This window comes from Gordonia neofelifaecis NRRL B-59395 (assembly GCF_000192435.1).
GTDB classification, from domain to species: Bacteria; Actinomycetota; Actinomycetes; order Mycobacteriales; family Mycobacteriaceae; genus Gordonia; species Gordonia neofelifaecis.
In genome coordinates this window covers 75,656-90,500 of sequence record NZ_AEUD01000010.1, presented here as the reverse complement: position 1 = coordinate 90,500, position 14,845 = coordinate 75,656, and the positions used below count along the sequence as shown (strand labels likewise).

Here is a 14,845-nt window from a genome sequence, read left to right as displayed (position 1 = left end):
GCGGGCAGGGGTTAGACCTAGACCGCGGTGCGGCGGTAGTCGGCGACGTCGTAATCGTCCTGATCCCGATCGAAACCGGCTTCGTAGGCGAAGTCGTAGGTCGGCAGGTGATCGAACACCGGATCCTCGTCGTCGATCTCCAGTACCACGGCCCCGCCCGGGCGGCGCAGCCGAGCAGGCGGCTCGATGTACGTCGGCGCCGACTGCCGACTCGCCAGACGCACGTCCTCTTCGTGCTGGCGCCGCCGCCTCGCCAGACGCTGAGCCTGGCGGACCTGCTCTTCGCGCACAGTCTTCCGCAGCAGCACCAGATACGCGCCGAACACCGCGACCATCGCGACGGCGGCGATCGCACCCCCTGGTCGGACCAGGAATGCCGACGCGATCGCGGCGACGGTCAGCGTCAGGAGCACGAGAACCATGCGCTGGCGTCCGCGGTACTGCATCCGCTCACGCTCTGCGGTGTGGTCGGGGCCGTACCCGCCGCGACCGCGCAGTTCGCGTGCCGTCGGCGCGTCTTCGTCCTGGTCCTCGAGAATGCTGTCCGTCTCGGTTTCCTCGTCGACGTCAGCGTGCTCGTCGTACTCGTACTCGGCGTCGTACTCGGCCTCGTCGTCGAACTCGTACTCCTCCGCGTCCTCGTACTCGGCGGCGTCGTCGTACTCGTCGTCTTCGACGTCGACCGGGATCTGATCGGCGGCACGCGCGGCCTGGGCTTCGTCGAGATCGACCACCTCGTCCTCGACCACCGGGATCTGGTCGGTCATCTCGAGTGCTGAGACGGTGTCGTCGTCGACGGCGAGCGTCGCGATCTCCTCGGTGTCGTCTTCCGCGACGACCTCATCGACCTCGTCGACGTCGTCGATCTCCGCATCGCCGGCATCCTCGACCTCGACGGCATCGTCGGTCTCCTCGACCTCGACGTCGAGCACGTCGTCGGCGTCCGACACATCATCGGTGACGTCATCGGCATCGGCGCTCGCGTCCACGTCGTCGATCAACTCGGCATCGAGGGTCGGCGCGGTCTCGTCCTCGGTCTCGGTGTCCGTGTCGGTCTCGACCTCGGCGGCTGCTCGCTCGGCCTCGGCCTTGCGCGCGGCGGCCTGTTCGTCCGCGTTGGCCGCGGCGCGCTGTGCGACGCGGGCTCGAGTGGCGGTGCGCGTAGCGGTCTTTCGTCCCGACCCGCCGCGGTGGACCAGCCGGGTGTTGGCCGCGGCCTCCGTCGTCTTCCGCGCCTGCGGCCGACCGCGCAACACCATGGGGACCAGCACGAACAGCCATACCCCGATCAGCGTCACCCACAGCACAGATGTCGGCATCATTCGGCAGTCCCTTCCGATGGTCGAGCGACAGTGTTCCACTCAACAGGTTAGGAACACTCACGCCACACGCGTAACAGGCGCGCCGAGGCGGTCCGGGATTCTCAGAGAACGATCAGCCCGTCAGACCGCGTACGCCCGGCCGGCCCTGATGAGCGTGTCGACGGCGCTGCCCGAGAGCTCGTCGACGGTGAGCGCGAACAGCATGTGGTCGCGCCATCGGGCGTTGACGTCCATATAGCGCTTCAGCAGGCCCTCCTCGCGGAATCCGACCTTCCGCAGGACCGCCTGCGAGGCGTGGTTTTCGGGCTGAACCGTCGCATCCAGCCGATGCAGACCCACCGGGCCGAACGCGTGATCCACTCCCAGCGCGACGGCCGCCGACGCCACACCGCCGCCCGCGACGTCGTCGTCGACCCAGTATCCGATCCACGCGCTGCGGACCGCGCCGCGTTGGACGTTGCCGATCGTGAGCTGCCCCGCATACCGCCCGTCGACCTCGATGACGAACGGAAGCACGGTGCCGCGCTTGGCCTCCGACTTCAGCAGCGAGAACATCGGCGCCCACGACGACGGCTGGTGTCGGGCGTCCCACGGCCCCTGGCCGGTCGGCTCCCACGGCAACAGCTGGTTCTGATTCTTGATCCGCAGCCGACTCCACTCGGACGCATCCCGCATTCGGATGGCACGGATACGGACCACGCCTGCATTGACCCGCACGGGCCCCAGATCCGCCGGCCACCCAGGGCTCCGGGGCGAATCGATCAACCACCTCAGCACACAGGCGATTGTAAGGGGACCGCCCGCGCCCCTATCCGCGCTGCGCCAAGAACATGACGTCGACGTGGTCGCCGGTGCGCAGTTCCTCGACGTCCTCATCGACCATGATGAGGCAGTTCGCCTCGGCGAGTTCGGCCAGCAGATGCGATGTCCCCGTCTCGGATTCACCGATCACCTGCACCAGGTAGTCGCCCGAACGCTCGTCGCGCATCAGCTGTCCGCGCAGGTAGCCGCGTCGTCCTTCGACGGACAGGATCGGACCGATGGTCCGTGCGGTCACCGTGCGGCGCATCGGCTGCCGCTTGCCGAGCGCGATGCGGATCAGCGGGCGCACCATCACCTCGAAGGTGACGAGCGCGCTCACCGGATTGGCCGGCAGCAGGAAGGTCGGGATCTCGTCGCGGCCGAGGCGGCCGAAGCCCTGCACCGAACCCGGATGCATGCCGACGCGGCCGATGTCCAGATCGCCGAGGTCCGCGAGCGCGGCGCTGATCGCCAGCGACGCCTCGCCGCCGATCGACCCGCAGATCACCACGATCTCGGAACGGATCAGCTGTGCCTCGACGGCCTCGCGCAGACGGTCGGGATCGCGCTCGGCGATGCCGACCCGGTGGACGTCGGCGCCGGCGTCGCGCGCCGCGGCCGCCAGCGAATAGCTGTTGATGTCGTAGACCTGCCCGGCACCGGGACTGCGGTCGATGTCGACCAGTTCGTTGCCGACCGAGATCACCGACACGCGCGGCCGCGGATGGACCAGCACTCGCGACCGGCCGACCGCTGCCAGCAGTCCCACCTGGGCGGGTCCGATCACCGAGCCGGCACGGACCGCCACGTCGCCCGGCCGCACATCGTCGCCGGTGTGGCGGACGTAGTCGCCGCTCTCGACGGCGTGCCCGATCATCACCCGCGCGTCGCCGCCGTCGGTCCAGCGCAGCGGAACCACGGCGTCGGCGAGCGTCGGCATCGGCGCACCGGTCTCCACTCGGACGGCCTGACCGGGCTGAAGGCGGGTCGGCGTCCGCGACCCCGCGGCCACCTCGCCGACCACCGGCATGTGCACGACGAGCCTGCCCGAGTCGTCGAGTTCGCGCACGTCGACGCCGTCGGCGTCGAGCGAGTCCATGTCCTCCGGTGCATCGGCCCCGGCGAGCACGACGTCGACCGCCCGGACCGCATAGCCGTCGACGGCCGCCTGATCGAAGCCCGGCAGCGGATCGGAGGTGACGACCTCCTCCGCGCACAGCAGGCCCTGAGCCTCGGAGATGGCCACCTGCACCGGTCGCGGCGCGACCACCGAAGCCGTCACGAGGCTCAAATGGTCCTCGACCGAGCGCATAGTTCTCCTCACGTCCCCCGGGGTCGTCGCACTGGCTGCGTGCCGTCCGCATGCCTGCACCGGACAACACGCATGTCGAGGCTAACGGCCCACTTCGTCGCACGCCCGCAGGCGCGCGGAGCAGGGCGGAACACTCAGTCTTCAGCGAGGCGCTGGGTCAACCATTCCCGCAGTTCCGGGCCGTAGTCGTCGCGGTCGAGAGCGAAGTCGACCGCCGCCTTCAGGTAGCCGCCAGGATTGCCGAGGTCGTGCCGAGTGCCCTCGTGAATCACCACGTGCACCGGCTCGCCCCACTCGATCAGCAGCGCGATGGCGTCGGTGAGCTGGAGTTCGCTCGTCTACATGGGCGTGAGACTCGTGCGGACCTGATCGCAGACCCGCTGACCTCGATGCCAGCAGATCTTCCGATCCAGGATGTAACGGCCGGCGGCCGCGAGGTTCGACGGCGCCTGGTCGGCGGGCGGCTTCTCGACCATCCCGCGGACGCGGCGGACACGTGCGTGCCCCTCCACGTCCTCGACGTCGAACACACCGTAGGCGCTGATCTTGTCGTCGGGGACCGCGATGGCGCACAGCACGCTCCCGCCGTACTCGGCACGCGCGGCCGCCATCCGGCCCAGCGTGCCGCCGGGCAGCACGAGGTCGTCGGGCAACAGCACGGCGATGGCGTCCTCGTCGTCCCGCAGTTCCGGTTCCACACAGCCGACCGCGTGGCCCAGACCGAGCGGTCGTTCCTGAACCACGGACGCGACGTCCATCAGCGACGGCGCGTTCCGCACCTTCGCCAGCATCGATTCCTTACCGCGCTTGACCAGCCGGCGTTCGAGCACCAGGTCCTCGACGAAGTGCGCGACCACTCCGTCCTTGCCCGGCGAGGTGACGATCAGCAGCCGCTCCGCGCCCGCCGACTTCGCCTCCTCGGCGACGAGCTCGATTCCCGGAGTGTCGACGATCGGCAGGAGTTCCTTCGGCACTGTCTTGGTCGCAGGCAGGAACCGCGTGCCGAGGCCGGCCGCGGGGACGACCGCGGTCTCCGGAATCGGGGGCGGCGGGAGAGTGACGGATCGCCGGCCGGAAGTACGCGCGGTGGTGTCAGACATGGCCCTCAGCGTAGTGGCCGTTTCTGGCAGGATCGGACCTGAGTCTCTGAAAGGGAGCTATGAGCGAAGAAAAGTCCGGAATGCGACGCCGCGTCCTCGAGGCCCGCTCTCGGATGTCGCCGTTCGTCCTCGCCCAATGCAACGCGGAACTGGCCGAGTGGATGTATCGCCTGCCGCTCGAGATCGATCCCGGCGGCACCGTCGCCGCGTATGTCGCGACCCGCGCGGAACCCGGGGGGACCGCGATGCTCGACGCCCTGCTCGATCGAGACCTGCGGGTCCTGTTGCCCATCGTTCCCGAGGGGGAACCGGCGCGCCTGCTCTGGGGCGAGTACCGCGGCGAGGCCTCGCTCGCCGAAGGTCGTTGGGGGCTGCTGGAGCCGCAGGGATACCGGCTCGATCCAGACGTCCTGCACGATGCGGATCTGATCCTGGTCCCCGCGGTCGCGGCCGATCGGACAGGTGCGCGGCTCGGTCGGGGTGCCGGTTACTACGACCGCACGCTGGCGTCCGTCGATGCTCCGGTGGTCGCGGTGGTGCACGACGACGAGCTCTTCGACGACGGCGTCCCGCACGAGGTCAACGACGTGCCGATGGATTGGGTGCTGACTCCGGGAAGCGGATTCGTCCGCGTCGGTTAGGCCGTGGTGCGCCCGGGTGATGCGCCGCGGTCAGGCCGGGGTCGCCGCCGGCGCCGCGGCGGCCGGTGCGCTCGACGTCGAGGAGTCACTCGACGAGGACGAGGAGCCGGAGTCGCCGGAGGATTTCGCCGCCACCGAGCTGCCCGACCGTGAGTCGGTGCGGTAGAAGCCACTGCCCTTGAAGACGATGCCCACCGAGTTGAAGAGCTTGCGCAGCCGACCACTGCACTGCGGGCACTCGGTCAGCGAGTCGTCCGAGAACGCCTGCTGGATGTCGAACTTGTTGTCGCACTCGGTGCACGCGTAGCTGTAGGTGGGCACAGGAACCTCCGAAGGTGTAGAACTCGTCGTCCAGTGTAAACCGAAAATGGCACTCAATAATTCCGAGTGCCAGTCGGCGCTACTCGGGAAGCTCCACCGCGACCTCGTCGGCTCGCCCGCCCTGCCGCACATCCCACCGGAGCAGACCCGCGCCGAGCACGGCAGCGACCAGCGATCCCAGGAGGATGCCGACCTTGGCCGCGGGCTGATGGTCGGCGGGCAGACCGGACGCATCCGAGAACGAGAGCTCCGCGATCAGCAGCGCAACGGTGAAGCCGATACCCGTGAGCAACCCGACGGGGAGCAGACTCCGGAGGGTGACACCGTCCGCCAGCTGCAGCGGGGTCAGCTTCGTGACCAGGAACGTCGTCGTCACGACACCGATCACCTTGCCGAACACGAGGCCGCAGAAGACGCCGATGCTGACCGGTTGCACGATGTTGCCGACGCCGATGACGGTGACGCCCGCCGACGCGAACGCGAACAGCGGCAGGGCGACGCCCGCGGAGATCGGTGCGATCGTCTCCCCGAAGGTCTCGGTGCGCGGACTGCGCTCCCCCGACATCGCGACCGCGGGCACCATGAATCCGAGCAGCACCCCGGCGACCGTCGAATGGACTCCCGAGGCGTGCACGAACGCCCACGCGAGCAATGCGAGCGGAAGCAGGACCCACCACCGTGTCCGTTGCGCCCGGGCGACGAAGCCGAACAGCAGGACGGACACGAGTCCGGCCGCGAGCATCACGAAGTCGATGGTGTCGGTATAGACCGTCGCGATCACGATGATGCCGAGGAGGTCGTCGACCACCGCGAGGGTCATCAGGAACACGCGCAGCGCGGCGGGCAGCCCGCGCCCGAACACGGCGAAGACCGCGAGAGCGAAGGCGATGTCGGTGGCCGTCGGGGTGGCCCAGCCACGCAGGGCCTCCGGATCACTCGGGGCGACGATCGCGACGAAGATGAGCGCCGGAACCACCATCCCGCCCACCGCGGCGGCGATGGGGACGCCCGCCCGTCGCGGATTGCGCAGACTGCCCGCGACGAATTCGTGCTTCAGCTCCAGACCGACCACGAAGAAGAAGATCGCCAGCAGACCGTCGGCGGCCCACTCCGCGATCGTCAGATCGAGGTGAATCGACGACGGTCCGACCACCGTCTCCAGCATCGAGTGATATCCCTCGCGCCAGGGCGAGTTCGCGAGTACGAATCCGAGGATCGCGGCGACCAAGAGGATCGCGCCGCCCTGGATATCGCCGCTGATCCATCCGCGCCATCCGGCGTTCCGCGACGATGCGGATTCGGCGTCCGACACCGTTTCGATTTCTGTGGGGTCCTCGTCGTCGCGCATGAACAACATCCTTGCAGACGCCGAGATCTGGGGAATTCGGACCAATCGCGGCAATTCATCCACAACCGTCGCATTCCCGGACTTCATCGGCGACGAGCCGTCCACGCTGATCGCATGCCACTTCCCCGTCGCGCTCGCAGCCTCTCGCCGACGCTCCCGTCTCGTCTTCGATCCGTGCTCGCCGGCGGACGGTTTCGGTCGGTACGTGCCCGACGCCTCATGGCGCTACTGCTGGTGATCGCGGCAACAGCCTCGGTGGTGTACTCGCACCGCAGGCCGGACGCCCCTCGCGTGCTGACCGCGGCCGCAGATCTGCGCCCGGGGACGGTGCTCACTGCAGATGATCTGACCTCGGTCCCGATGCCCGCCGCGACAGTCCCGGCGAGCGCCCTGAGAGACACCGGAAAGGCTGTCGGCCAACGCCTCACCGGCCCGGTGACGAGGGGTGAGATCATCACGGAGACAAGGCTCCTGACCTCTCGTCTCGCCGCCCAGCTGACCGGTTCGAGCACGGCGCGACTGGTACCGGTCCGGCCGGCGGACGAGTCGGTCGCGACGCTCGTCCGGCAAGGTGACACGGTCGACGTCCTCGATGCGGATGCGGCGGTTCTGGCACGCGGAGCGGTGGTCGCGGCGACCCCGTCCGCCGTCTCGAACAGAGGGATCGGCGGGGCGTCGAGCCCGATTCTCCTCGCCATGAATGAACAGTCGGCGCATGAAGTCGCGGCCACCGGATTAGGGATGGCCCTGGCCCTCGTACTGCACTGACCACGACCGAATGGGCCTGTTCCACCACACGAATCCTTGATATGTGGTTTAGACTCAGCGCACGGCAATAGGCACTCAAATCAGAGGGGACTCGCGTGCTTAAGGGCTTCAAAGATTTCATAATGCGTGGAAATGTGGTCGAACTGGCCACCGCCGTGATCATCGGCGCCGCCTTCACCGCGATCGTCACCGCATTCACCGAGAAGATCATCAATCCGCTTCTCGCCACCATTCCGAGCGGCGACTGCCCCTCTGCAGCGCCCGCCGCGGAAGGCTCCGTCAGCGGACCAGCGCAGATCTGTGGATTCGGATTCCCGATCAAGGCCGACGATCCGGCGACCTTCCTGGACTTCGGCGCCGTGATCTCGGCAGTGATCAATTTCGTCATCGTCGCCGCGGTGGTCTATTTCCTGATCGTGGTTCCCTACAACAAGTTGCAGGAACTCCGGAAGCTCGAAGACGGCGAAGAGGATCCCGATGAGCAGATCGTTCTGCTGACTCAGATCCGCAATGCTCTCGATCCCGAGGCCGAAGAGCGCGAGGCCGCCAAGCGTGCTGCCGCCGAGGCCGAGAAGGAAGCCGCCGAGCGGGCCGAACGCGAGGCCGCCGAGCGGGAGGCCGCGGATCGAGCCAATGCCGAGCGGGAAGCCGCTGAGCGGGCGGCGCGCGAAGCCGCGGCCCCGGCCGGGCCTCCGTCGCCCGGGTACGGCGACCGCACGCAGACGATGAGCATCCCGCCGCAGGCGCAGCAGGGTCCGCCGCCGCAGGGCTACCCGCAGCACGGGCAGGCGCCGGGCCAGCAGGGATTCACACCGCCGTCGGGTCCCCCGACCGGAGGTTTCCCGACGCCGAATCCGGCTCCGGGCGACTACCCGCCGCCGGGCAGCCTGCCGCCGGGACAGTACGCGCCGGGCCAGTACCCGCCGCCCCCCGGACAGCATCCGGGCGACCACCCGCGGCATTCTCGCTGATCCTCGATCTCCCACGAACGGCGCCACCCAGGTGGCGCCGTTCGTCGTTTCTGAGCATTCCGACTCGCGCGTACGCCCACCTTATTGTTACGTTAGGCTTGCCTTTCCGACGATATTTGAAGGGGCCGCTATGACGACCACCGCATCACCCGACCTCGTCGCTGATCTGCACTTGTCGGAGGAGATGAAGAAGGGGTCGATGATCGAGCACGAGCAGGCCGAGAACTCCGAGTTCATGGCCGAACTGCTCGCCGGCCGCATCAACGAAGCCGGATACATCGCCTACCTGCAGCGCCTGCGCGTCGTCTACGACGCCCTCGAGCAGGCGTCTCGCGCGCTCGCCGACGATGCGCAGGTCGCCTTGGTCCACGATCCGGCGCTCGAGCGAGTCGTCGCCATCGACGCCGATCTCGCGCATTGGAGCGCGCGCACCGGAGCCGAGGTCCGGCCGCTCGATTCGGTCGCCGCCGACGCGTATGCCGCCCGGCTCGCGGAGGCCGCGTCGTGGGGTGGCCTCGTGGTGGCCCATCACTACACCCGCTACCTCGGCGATCTGTCCGGCGGTCAGGCCATCGGCCGGATCCTCGACCGCGCTTTCGAGCTCGACGGCGAGGGCATCGCCATGTACGCCTTCGATCTCGACGTCGCGACGAAGCCGTATAAGGACGGCTACCGCGCTCGCCTCGACGCGATCGGCGAAACGCTCAGCGCCGACGACCGCGCCCGGATCGTCGACGAGGTCCGCGTGGCCTTCCGCCTCAACCACGATCTCTTCGCCGAGCTCGGCGGACTGATCGACGACTTCCGCCGCTGAGCGACTCGACCCTCCGCACCGATCCGCTCACCGGCCCATCCGCGTAGCTCACCGTCAGAAGCTGGGTTCTGAATCCAGCTTCTGACGGCGAGTTACGCGGATACTGCACTTTCCGCCGGCGTGAGGCAGACACACGAGAAGGGCCGCGACCTCCTGGAGGTCGCGGCCCTTCTCGTTGCTCAGTGTCAGCCGATGCTGAACGGCTGACCGTACAGGGTCACGTTGCCGACGTAGGTGTCGGTCGCGACGCGGACGGTCACCTTGGCGCGCGCCTGGGCGTAGCCCGCGCAGCCGTCGACGCCGAAGCGCTCCTGGCTGTACGCGACGCCGCCCTGGGCGTTCTTGAAGGTGAAGGAGTTGGTCTCGGTGTCGTCGACGACCGAACGGACGATCGGCGCGTACTTGGCCTGACCCGGGGCGAGCTTGATGCCGCCGTTGCCGCCGACACTCGGTGCAGCGTCGGGCAGGGTCGTGGTTCCGGCCTTCGGCGTGAAGCTCTGAGTGATGCCGCCCTTGGCACCCATGTCGGCACCGAAGTTGACCTGGCAGCCGACGATGTAACCGGCCGTCACGCTGCCGCCCTTGACACCGCCGGTGGTGGTCACTCGAACCTTGCCGGACACCATGACCTCGCGCGAGAGCGGGGTGCTGGTGACGGCCTTGCTGACCGTGGCCGACTCGTCGTAGAGCTTGATGGTGACGGTGCCCTCGGGCAGCGTCTTGGTCTTCGATGCACCGGGCAGCGACACGGCGTTGGCCGGTGCGGCGACGGTGGCGCCGACGACGACGGCGCCGGCGATGGCTGCGGACGCGGTGAGACCGCGGACTACACGCTTGTTCATTGTTCTACCTCGCTAAGACGTGGACTGGGGTCAGCCGAGGCTGAACGGGGCGCCGTACAGGTTGGCCTGCACGTAGCCACTCTTGCCGGACAGGGACTTCTCCTGGGCGTCGTAGCCGTCAGCCGCGACGACCTGGACCACCGAGCGCGCGGATGCGTAGCCGCCGCACTGCTGCACGTCGAGGGAGAAGCTGTCGACCATGACAGTGCCCTTCCCCTTCTTGAGGTTGATCTTGTCGGTCTTGGCGAAGACGACCTGGCCCGGAGCCAGCGGCACCGTGAGGCCACCGCTCAGGCTCGCGCCGGTGAGGTCGATCGACGCACCGAGCGAGCCGGTGAATCCGGTCAGGTTGACCTGGCAGCCGACCAGGTAGCCGACGGTCATGATGCCGGTGCCCTTGCTCAGCGAGGTGCTGTAGGTGCCGGAGACGGCAGCGGCGCGGCCCGCGCCGTTGGCGGCGAGCGACGGCATGGTGCGGCTGCTCTCGCCGGTGCGCGAGATGTTCACGACCTGACCGTCGACGCCGACGGCCTTGGTGTGTCCATTCGGCAACGCGTCTGCGGCGCCTGCTCCAACAACTGCTCCGGTAACGGCGGTCAGCGCCACTGCAGCCGCGGCTGCAAGGCGGCGCTTGCCGACTCCACTGAACTTCACACGGATCACCCTTCACGTGACCGGCATCACGGCCGGTTAAGACTGTGCGGCGGATTATATTTTCTCAGCCGCGGCTTAGATTAACCCAGTCGTATGAAGGACGCTCGGCGAGAAAGTGAATTGTCCGGTTGTCCGTGAGAAGGGTCACTTACCGACGAGTTCGGGTGGCGATGACCTGCGAGTTATGGTTCGGACAGTTGTCTAGCCGTGGTGCGGGGGGCGGTTCTGCTCGTACCAGTCACGCCCGCGACCGGCATGCGAGGACTCGCCGGGATCGGTGACGATCTCCGGGAGATCGTCACCGAAAACGGCGTCGAGCCTGCGCTTTCGGCGCCAGCTCTCCTCGGATCGCCCAGACTCCGGTCGCTCCGAGTCGGGTCGATCAGAATTCACTGATCGCCGCGATGATGTGATGCGCCATCGGGATCAGGGTGGCCATGCCGTCGCGTACCGCGGCGCGGGAATCGGCGAGGTTCACCACCACCGTCTGGCCCGAGATGCCCGCGAGTCCGCGCGAGAGTCCCGCGTCGGTGGCCCCCGCGGACAGACCCGAGCTGCGGATGGCCTCCTCGATGCCCGCGAGACGACGGTCCAGCAGCGGCTCGGCCGCCTCCGGTGTCACGTCGCGCGGGCCGACGCCTACACCGCCGACGGAGACCACCAGGTCCACACCGCCGATCACCGCGGTGTTGATCGCGTTCCGGATCTCCACTTCGTCGCCCGAGACCGTGGTGGTCGCGTCGACGTGGAAGTCGGCCTCCTCGAGAAGCTCGGTCACCAGCGGACCGAGCAGATCGTGATCCTCCCCGCCGACGGCGCGGTCGTCGATTACGACAACCAGTGCCCGCGGCGTCACGATGCCCTGGACTGCGGCGTCGGCTTCGGCTTCTGCGGCGTCAATCATGATCCAACCTTCCTCGACACGCCGCCGTCGCGGCGCACTTCTGTGGTCCTGTCACCGGCGTCCGCTCGAGCGCGGTCACCGGTCCGGTCAGCTGGCCCCCAGCTTCACGTCTGCGGTCTTGGTCTGCCCGTCGATCACGTACGTGATCTTCACCGTATCCCCCGGAGCGTAGGAACGGATAGCGGCGACCAGCGCATCCGACGACGCGATCTTGCGGTCGTCGACCTGCGTGATGACCGCCCCCTTGGGGATGCCGGCCTGATCCGCGGCGCCGCCGCTGACGACGTTCACCACCTGCGCGCCGGGCTGGGTGACATCACTGCTCGGCCGGACGTTCACTCCCAGGCTCGCCTGCTGCACCTTGCCGCCGGTGCGCAGGGTGTTCGCGATCCGCATCGCCTGGTCCACCGGAATGGCGAAACCGAGGCCGATGCTGCCCGACTGCTGCTGCTCAGAGGCGCCGTTGACCGTCGCGATCGCACTGTTGATGCCGATGAGCGCGCCGTTGCCGTTCACCAGGGCGCCGCCGGAGTTGCCGGGATTGATCGCGGCGTCGGTCTGGATCGCATCCATCACGGACTCGACCGATCCATCGGCACCGGTGGTCGAGACCGGGCGGTTCAGCGAACTGATGATGCCGGTGGTGACGGTGCCTTCGAGACCGAGGGGTGAGCCGACCGCGATCACCTCCTGGCCGACCGACAGGTTCGCCGACGAGCCGACCGTGATCGGCTTCAGCCCGGTCTTGTCGGCCTGGATGACGGCGATGTCGGACGTCGGGTCGGTACCGAGGACCTTGGCCATCGCGCGCGTGCCGTCGTTGAAGCTGACCAGGATCTTGTCCGCGGGCTTGCCGCCGCCTGCACTGATCACGTGGTTGTTGGTGAGGATGACGCCGTCGTCGCTGAGGATGACGCCGGAGCCGGAGCCCACCTGGTTGCCGACCTCGACGGTGATCGACACGACTGACGGCAGCACCGCCGCGGAGGTCGACTGCACCGAGCCGGGCGCCGCCGGCGGCTGCGCGGTGTCCGTCGGGCCGGAGGCCGCGACGTTCGACGTCGACGAATCGTTGTCCGACCCGTTAGCGAGGCTGGCGCCGATCGCGCCGCCCGCACCGCCGGCGAGGAGCGCGACGGCCGCGGCGCCGACGATGAACTTCTTGCCCGCGCCGCCCTTCTTCGGCTGCTGCGGGGCGGGCGGTTGCACCGCCGGGTTCACCGGGTCGCCGCCCGGGAACGGCTGCGTGCCGTAGCCTGCCGCCGCGAACTGTCCCGTCGATCCCGGCCCGCTCGGAGCACCGGTGTAGTACGGCGTCGACGGCTGCTCGGGGGTCGCGTGCTGACCGTGCGACGGCGTGCCCGCGCCCGGCTGCGGAGGGTTGGGATTCGCCGCGGCGAACTGCCCGCTCGGCGGGCCCGACGCATTGCTGGGCGGCCCATAGGGATTGGCGGGGAATCCGCCGGTCGGAGGCTGGTTCGGGGCTCCGGGGACCTGCCGCCAATCGTCGTTGCCGGGGTGTTCGCCGTTGGTCATGCGATTCAGCGTATTGCACCATTCTGTGAAGCTGTTCAGACCCCGTTGCCTGATCGCTGCGAGGTTCCTGCCAAGTACCTGTGAGTGATCGTCAGCGCCGGACGACGATCGGATCGGGCTCAGTATGGTGCGGCAGTCCGGGGATTCGCATGCGAATCAGGGCACCGCCCTCGTCCGATCCCTCCGCGACCACCGAACCGCCGACCCGCGTGACCACCTGCCGCACGATCGCGAGTCCGAGACCCGAACCCGGCATCGACCGCGTGGAGTCCGCTCGGTAGAAGCGTTCGAAGACCATCTCGCGGTCCTCCGGTGCGATCCCCGGCCCCGCGTCGGCGACGGTGAGCTCCGCGCTCGCCGGCCCCACCTGTTGCAGCCGGATGTGCACGGCGCGGCCGGGCGGGCTCCACTTGGCGGCGTTGTCGAGGACGTTCAGCACCGCGCGGGCGAGCCCGTGCTGCTCACCGAACACGAACCACGGCGTGGTCTCGACGTCGAAGTCGATGTCCGCGCGGCGCCGTCGCACGCGTTCGAGCGCCGCATCGATCACCTCCTCGAGATCCACCTCCTGGTGGACGGCCTCGAGGGCGTCGTCGCGGGCCAGGTCCACGAGGTCGCCGACCAGAGTCGAGAGCTCCTCGATCTGGGCCATCACGTCCGAGCGCAGTTCCACCATGTCGGCGGCGGGCACCGGCGGTGCGCCCGGCGCGGACGACGCGATCAGCAGTTCCAAGTTGGTGCGGAGCGAGGTCAGCGGCGTCTTGAGTTCGTGACCGGCGTCGGCCACCAGTCGCGCCTGCTTGTCGCGCGACTCGGCGAGCGCGCCGAGCATGGTGTTGAAGCTCTCGGTGAGTCGTGCGAGCTCATCCTTACCGGTGACCGGGATCGGCGTCAGGTCCTGAGTCCGGGCGACGCGCTCGGCCGCGGCGGTGAGTCTGGTGACCGGCCGCAGGCCCGTCCGCGCGACCGCCGTGCCCGCGATCGCCGCGAACGCGACGCCCGCGCCGCCGACGATGAAGAGCACCGACGCCAGCCGGCCGAGGACGGCGTCGGTCCGGTCCAGCGACTGCGCGAGGATCAGCGTGCTGCCGTCGGACAGCTTGCGCGCGAGCACCCGATGGTTCCCGGTGGTGCGCAGGCTCTGATTCAGCTTTCCCGGCGGGTTCGTCGATTTCGCGACATCCTTCTCCGGGTCGCCGAAGGGCACGTCGCCGACCATGATCGCGTGCCCGTCCTTCTCGACCAGCGCGATGGAGATGGAGGTCGAGAACACCGTGCCCGCGACCAGCGCCTCGGGACCGTTGCTCAGCCGGCCGAGCTTGGCCAGGGCGGTGAGCCCGTCGGCGCGGGCGACCAATTGGGTGTCCACGTCGTTGTACATCGACCGGGAGACCACGAAGTACGCCGCGCCCGCCATCAGAACCGCCGACAGGAGCACCACCGCGGCGGCCAGAAGCGCGACGCGGCGGCGCAGGGAGACCGCGCGCGTCAGCCGGAATGGACCACGCATC

Annotated in this window: 15 protein-coding genes and 1 pseudogene; 5 read left to right on the top strand and 11 right to left on the bottom strand. The window is 68.6% G+C overall.

The window, feature by feature from the left end; translation table 11 throughout:
* Nucleotides 1-17: 17 nt before the first annotated feature.
* The 4 genes and pseudogenes from SCNU_RS12385 to SCNU_RS12370 all read right to left on the bottom strand — a co-directional run bounded on the left by SCNU_RS12385 (nt 18) and on the right by SCNU_RS12370 (nt 4,535).
* Nucleotides 18-1,322: a gephyrin-like molybdotransferase receptor GlpR gene (locus tag SCNU_RS12385; protein WP_238526437.1), complete on the bottom strand. Its 1,305-nt coding sequence runs from the start codon at nt 1,320-1,322 to the stop codon at nt 18-20.
* A gap of 120 nt (nt 1,323-1,442) precedes the next feature.
* The gene (locus SCNU_RS12380) at nt 1,443-2,099 is read right to left on the bottom strand and encodes a GNAT family N-acetyltransferase (protein ID WP_083812599.1); all 657 of its coding nucleotides are present in this window, start codon (nt 2,097-2,099) and stop codon (nt 1,443-1,445) included.
* A 31-nt stretch (nt 2,100-2,130) separates the two neighbouring features.
* A complete protein-coding gene (gene glp / locus SCNU_RS12375; protein ID WP_009679723.1) occupies nt 2,131-3,435 on the bottom strand; it encodes a molybdotransferase-like divisome protein Glp in 1,305 nt (434 codons plus the stop codon).
* Between the two features lie 134 nt (nt 3,436-3,569).
* Nucleotides 3,570-4,535 (bottom strand): annotated as a pseudogene (locus SCNU_RS12370) (UTP--glucose-1-phosphate uridylyltransferase).
* 59 nt (nt 4,536-4,594) lie between these two features.
* Between SCNU_RS12370 and SCNU_RS12365 the strand changes: the two are divergent.
* Nucleotides 4,595-5,176, top strand: a complete 582-nt coding sequence (locus SCNU_RS12365) for a 5-formyltetrahydrofolate cyclo-ligase (RefSeq protein WP_040518329.1) — start codon at nt 4,595-4,597, stop codon at nt 5,174-5,176.
* Between the two features lie 30 nt (nt 5,177-5,206).
* Here SCNU_RS12365 and SCNU_RS12360 read toward each other — a convergent pair whose 3' ends face one another.
* Together SCNU_RS12360 and nhaA are read right to left on the bottom strand one after the other, a co-directional pair.
* A complete protein-coding gene (locus SCNU_RS12360) occupies nt 5,207-5,497 on the bottom strand; it encodes an FmdB family zinc ribbon protein (RefSeq protein WP_009679721.1) in 291 nt (96 codons plus the stop codon).
* Between the two features lie 79 nt (nt 5,498-5,576).
* Nucleotides 5,577-6,845: a Na+/H+ antiporter NhaA gene (gene nhaA / locus SCNU_RS12355; protein ID WP_009679720.1), complete on the bottom strand. Its 1,269-nt coding sequence runs from the start codon at nt 6,843-6,845 to the stop codon at nt 5,577-5,579.
* On the opposite strand from nhaA, the gene SCNU_RS20855 reads away from it, so the two are divergent.
* The 4 genes from SCNU_RS20855 (at nt 6,844) to SCNU_RS12340 (ending at nt 9,398) form a co-directional block, all read left to right on the top strand.
* The gene (locus tag SCNU_RS20855; RefSeq protein ID WP_009679719.1) at nt 6,844-7,083 is read left to right on the top strand and encodes a hypothetical protein; all 240 of its coding nucleotides are present in this window, start codon (nt 6,844-6,846) and stop codon (nt 7,081-7,083) included. The genes nhaA and SCNU_RS20855 overlap by 2 nt on opposite strands.
* On the top strand, nt 7,065-7,613 hold the full coding sequence (locus SCNU_RS12350; RefSeq protein ID WP_009679718.1) for an SAF domain-containing protein: 549 nt from the start codon (nt 7,065-7,067) through the stop codon (nt 7,611-7,613). The genes SCNU_RS20855 and SCNU_RS12350 overlap by 19 nt, the downstream gene beginning before the upstream one ends.
* 95 nt (nt 7,614-7,708) lie before the next feature.
* Nucleotides 7,709-8,584, top strand: a complete 876-nt coding sequence (locus tag SCNU_RS12345; protein WP_040518327.1) for a large conductance mechanosensitive channel protein MscL — start codon at nt 7,709-7,711, stop codon at nt 8,582-8,584.
* A gap of 130 nt (nt 8,585-8,714) precedes the next feature.
* Nucleotides 8,715-9,398, top strand: coding sequence for a biliverdin-producing heme oxygenase (locus SCNU_RS12340; protein ID WP_009679716.1), 684 nt, complete (start codon nt 8,715-8,717; stop codon nt 9,396-9,398).
* Between the two features lie 185 nt (nt 9,399-9,583).
* Here the strand turns inward: SCNU_RS12340 and SCNU_RS12335 are convergent, their stop codons facing one another.
* The 5 genes from SCNU_RS12335 to SCNU_RS12315 form a co-directional block, all read right to left on the bottom strand.
* A complete protein-coding gene (locus tag SCNU_RS12335) occupies nt 9,584-10,240 on the bottom strand; it encodes an MspA family porin (protein WP_009679715.1) in 657 nt (218 codons plus the stop codon).
* A 30-nt stretch (nt 10,241-10,270) separates the two neighbouring features.
* Nucleotides 10,271-10,894 (bottom strand): MspA family porin, encoded by a 624-nt coding sequence (locus tag SCNU_RS12330; protein ID WP_040518369.1) that lies wholly within the window; start codon nt 10,892-10,894, stop codon nt 10,271-10,273.
* Nucleotides 10,895-11,276: 382 nt separating this feature from the next.
* The gene (locus SCNU_RS12325) at nt 11,277-11,798 is read right to left on the bottom strand and encodes a MogA/MoaB family molybdenum cofactor biosynthesis protein (RefSeq protein WP_009679713.1); all 522 of its coding nucleotides are present in this window, start codon (nt 11,796-11,798) and stop codon (nt 11,277-11,279) included.
* Between the two features lie 87 nt (nt 11,799-11,885).
* The gene (locus SCNU_RS12320; RefSeq protein ID WP_009679712.1) at nt 11,886-13,334 is read right to left on the bottom strand and encodes a S1C family serine protease; all 1,449 of its coding nucleotides are present in this window, start codon (nt 13,332-13,334) and stop codon (nt 11,886-11,888) included.
* A 91-nt stretch (nt 13,335-13,425) separates the two neighbouring features.
* Complete coding sequence (locus SCNU_RS12315) at nt 13,426-14,844, bottom strand: HAMP domain-containing sensor histidine kinase (protein ID WP_009679711.1); 1,419 nt, start codon at nt 14,842-14,844, stop codon at nt 13,426-13,428.
* Nucleotide 14,845: the final 1 nt, after the last annotated feature.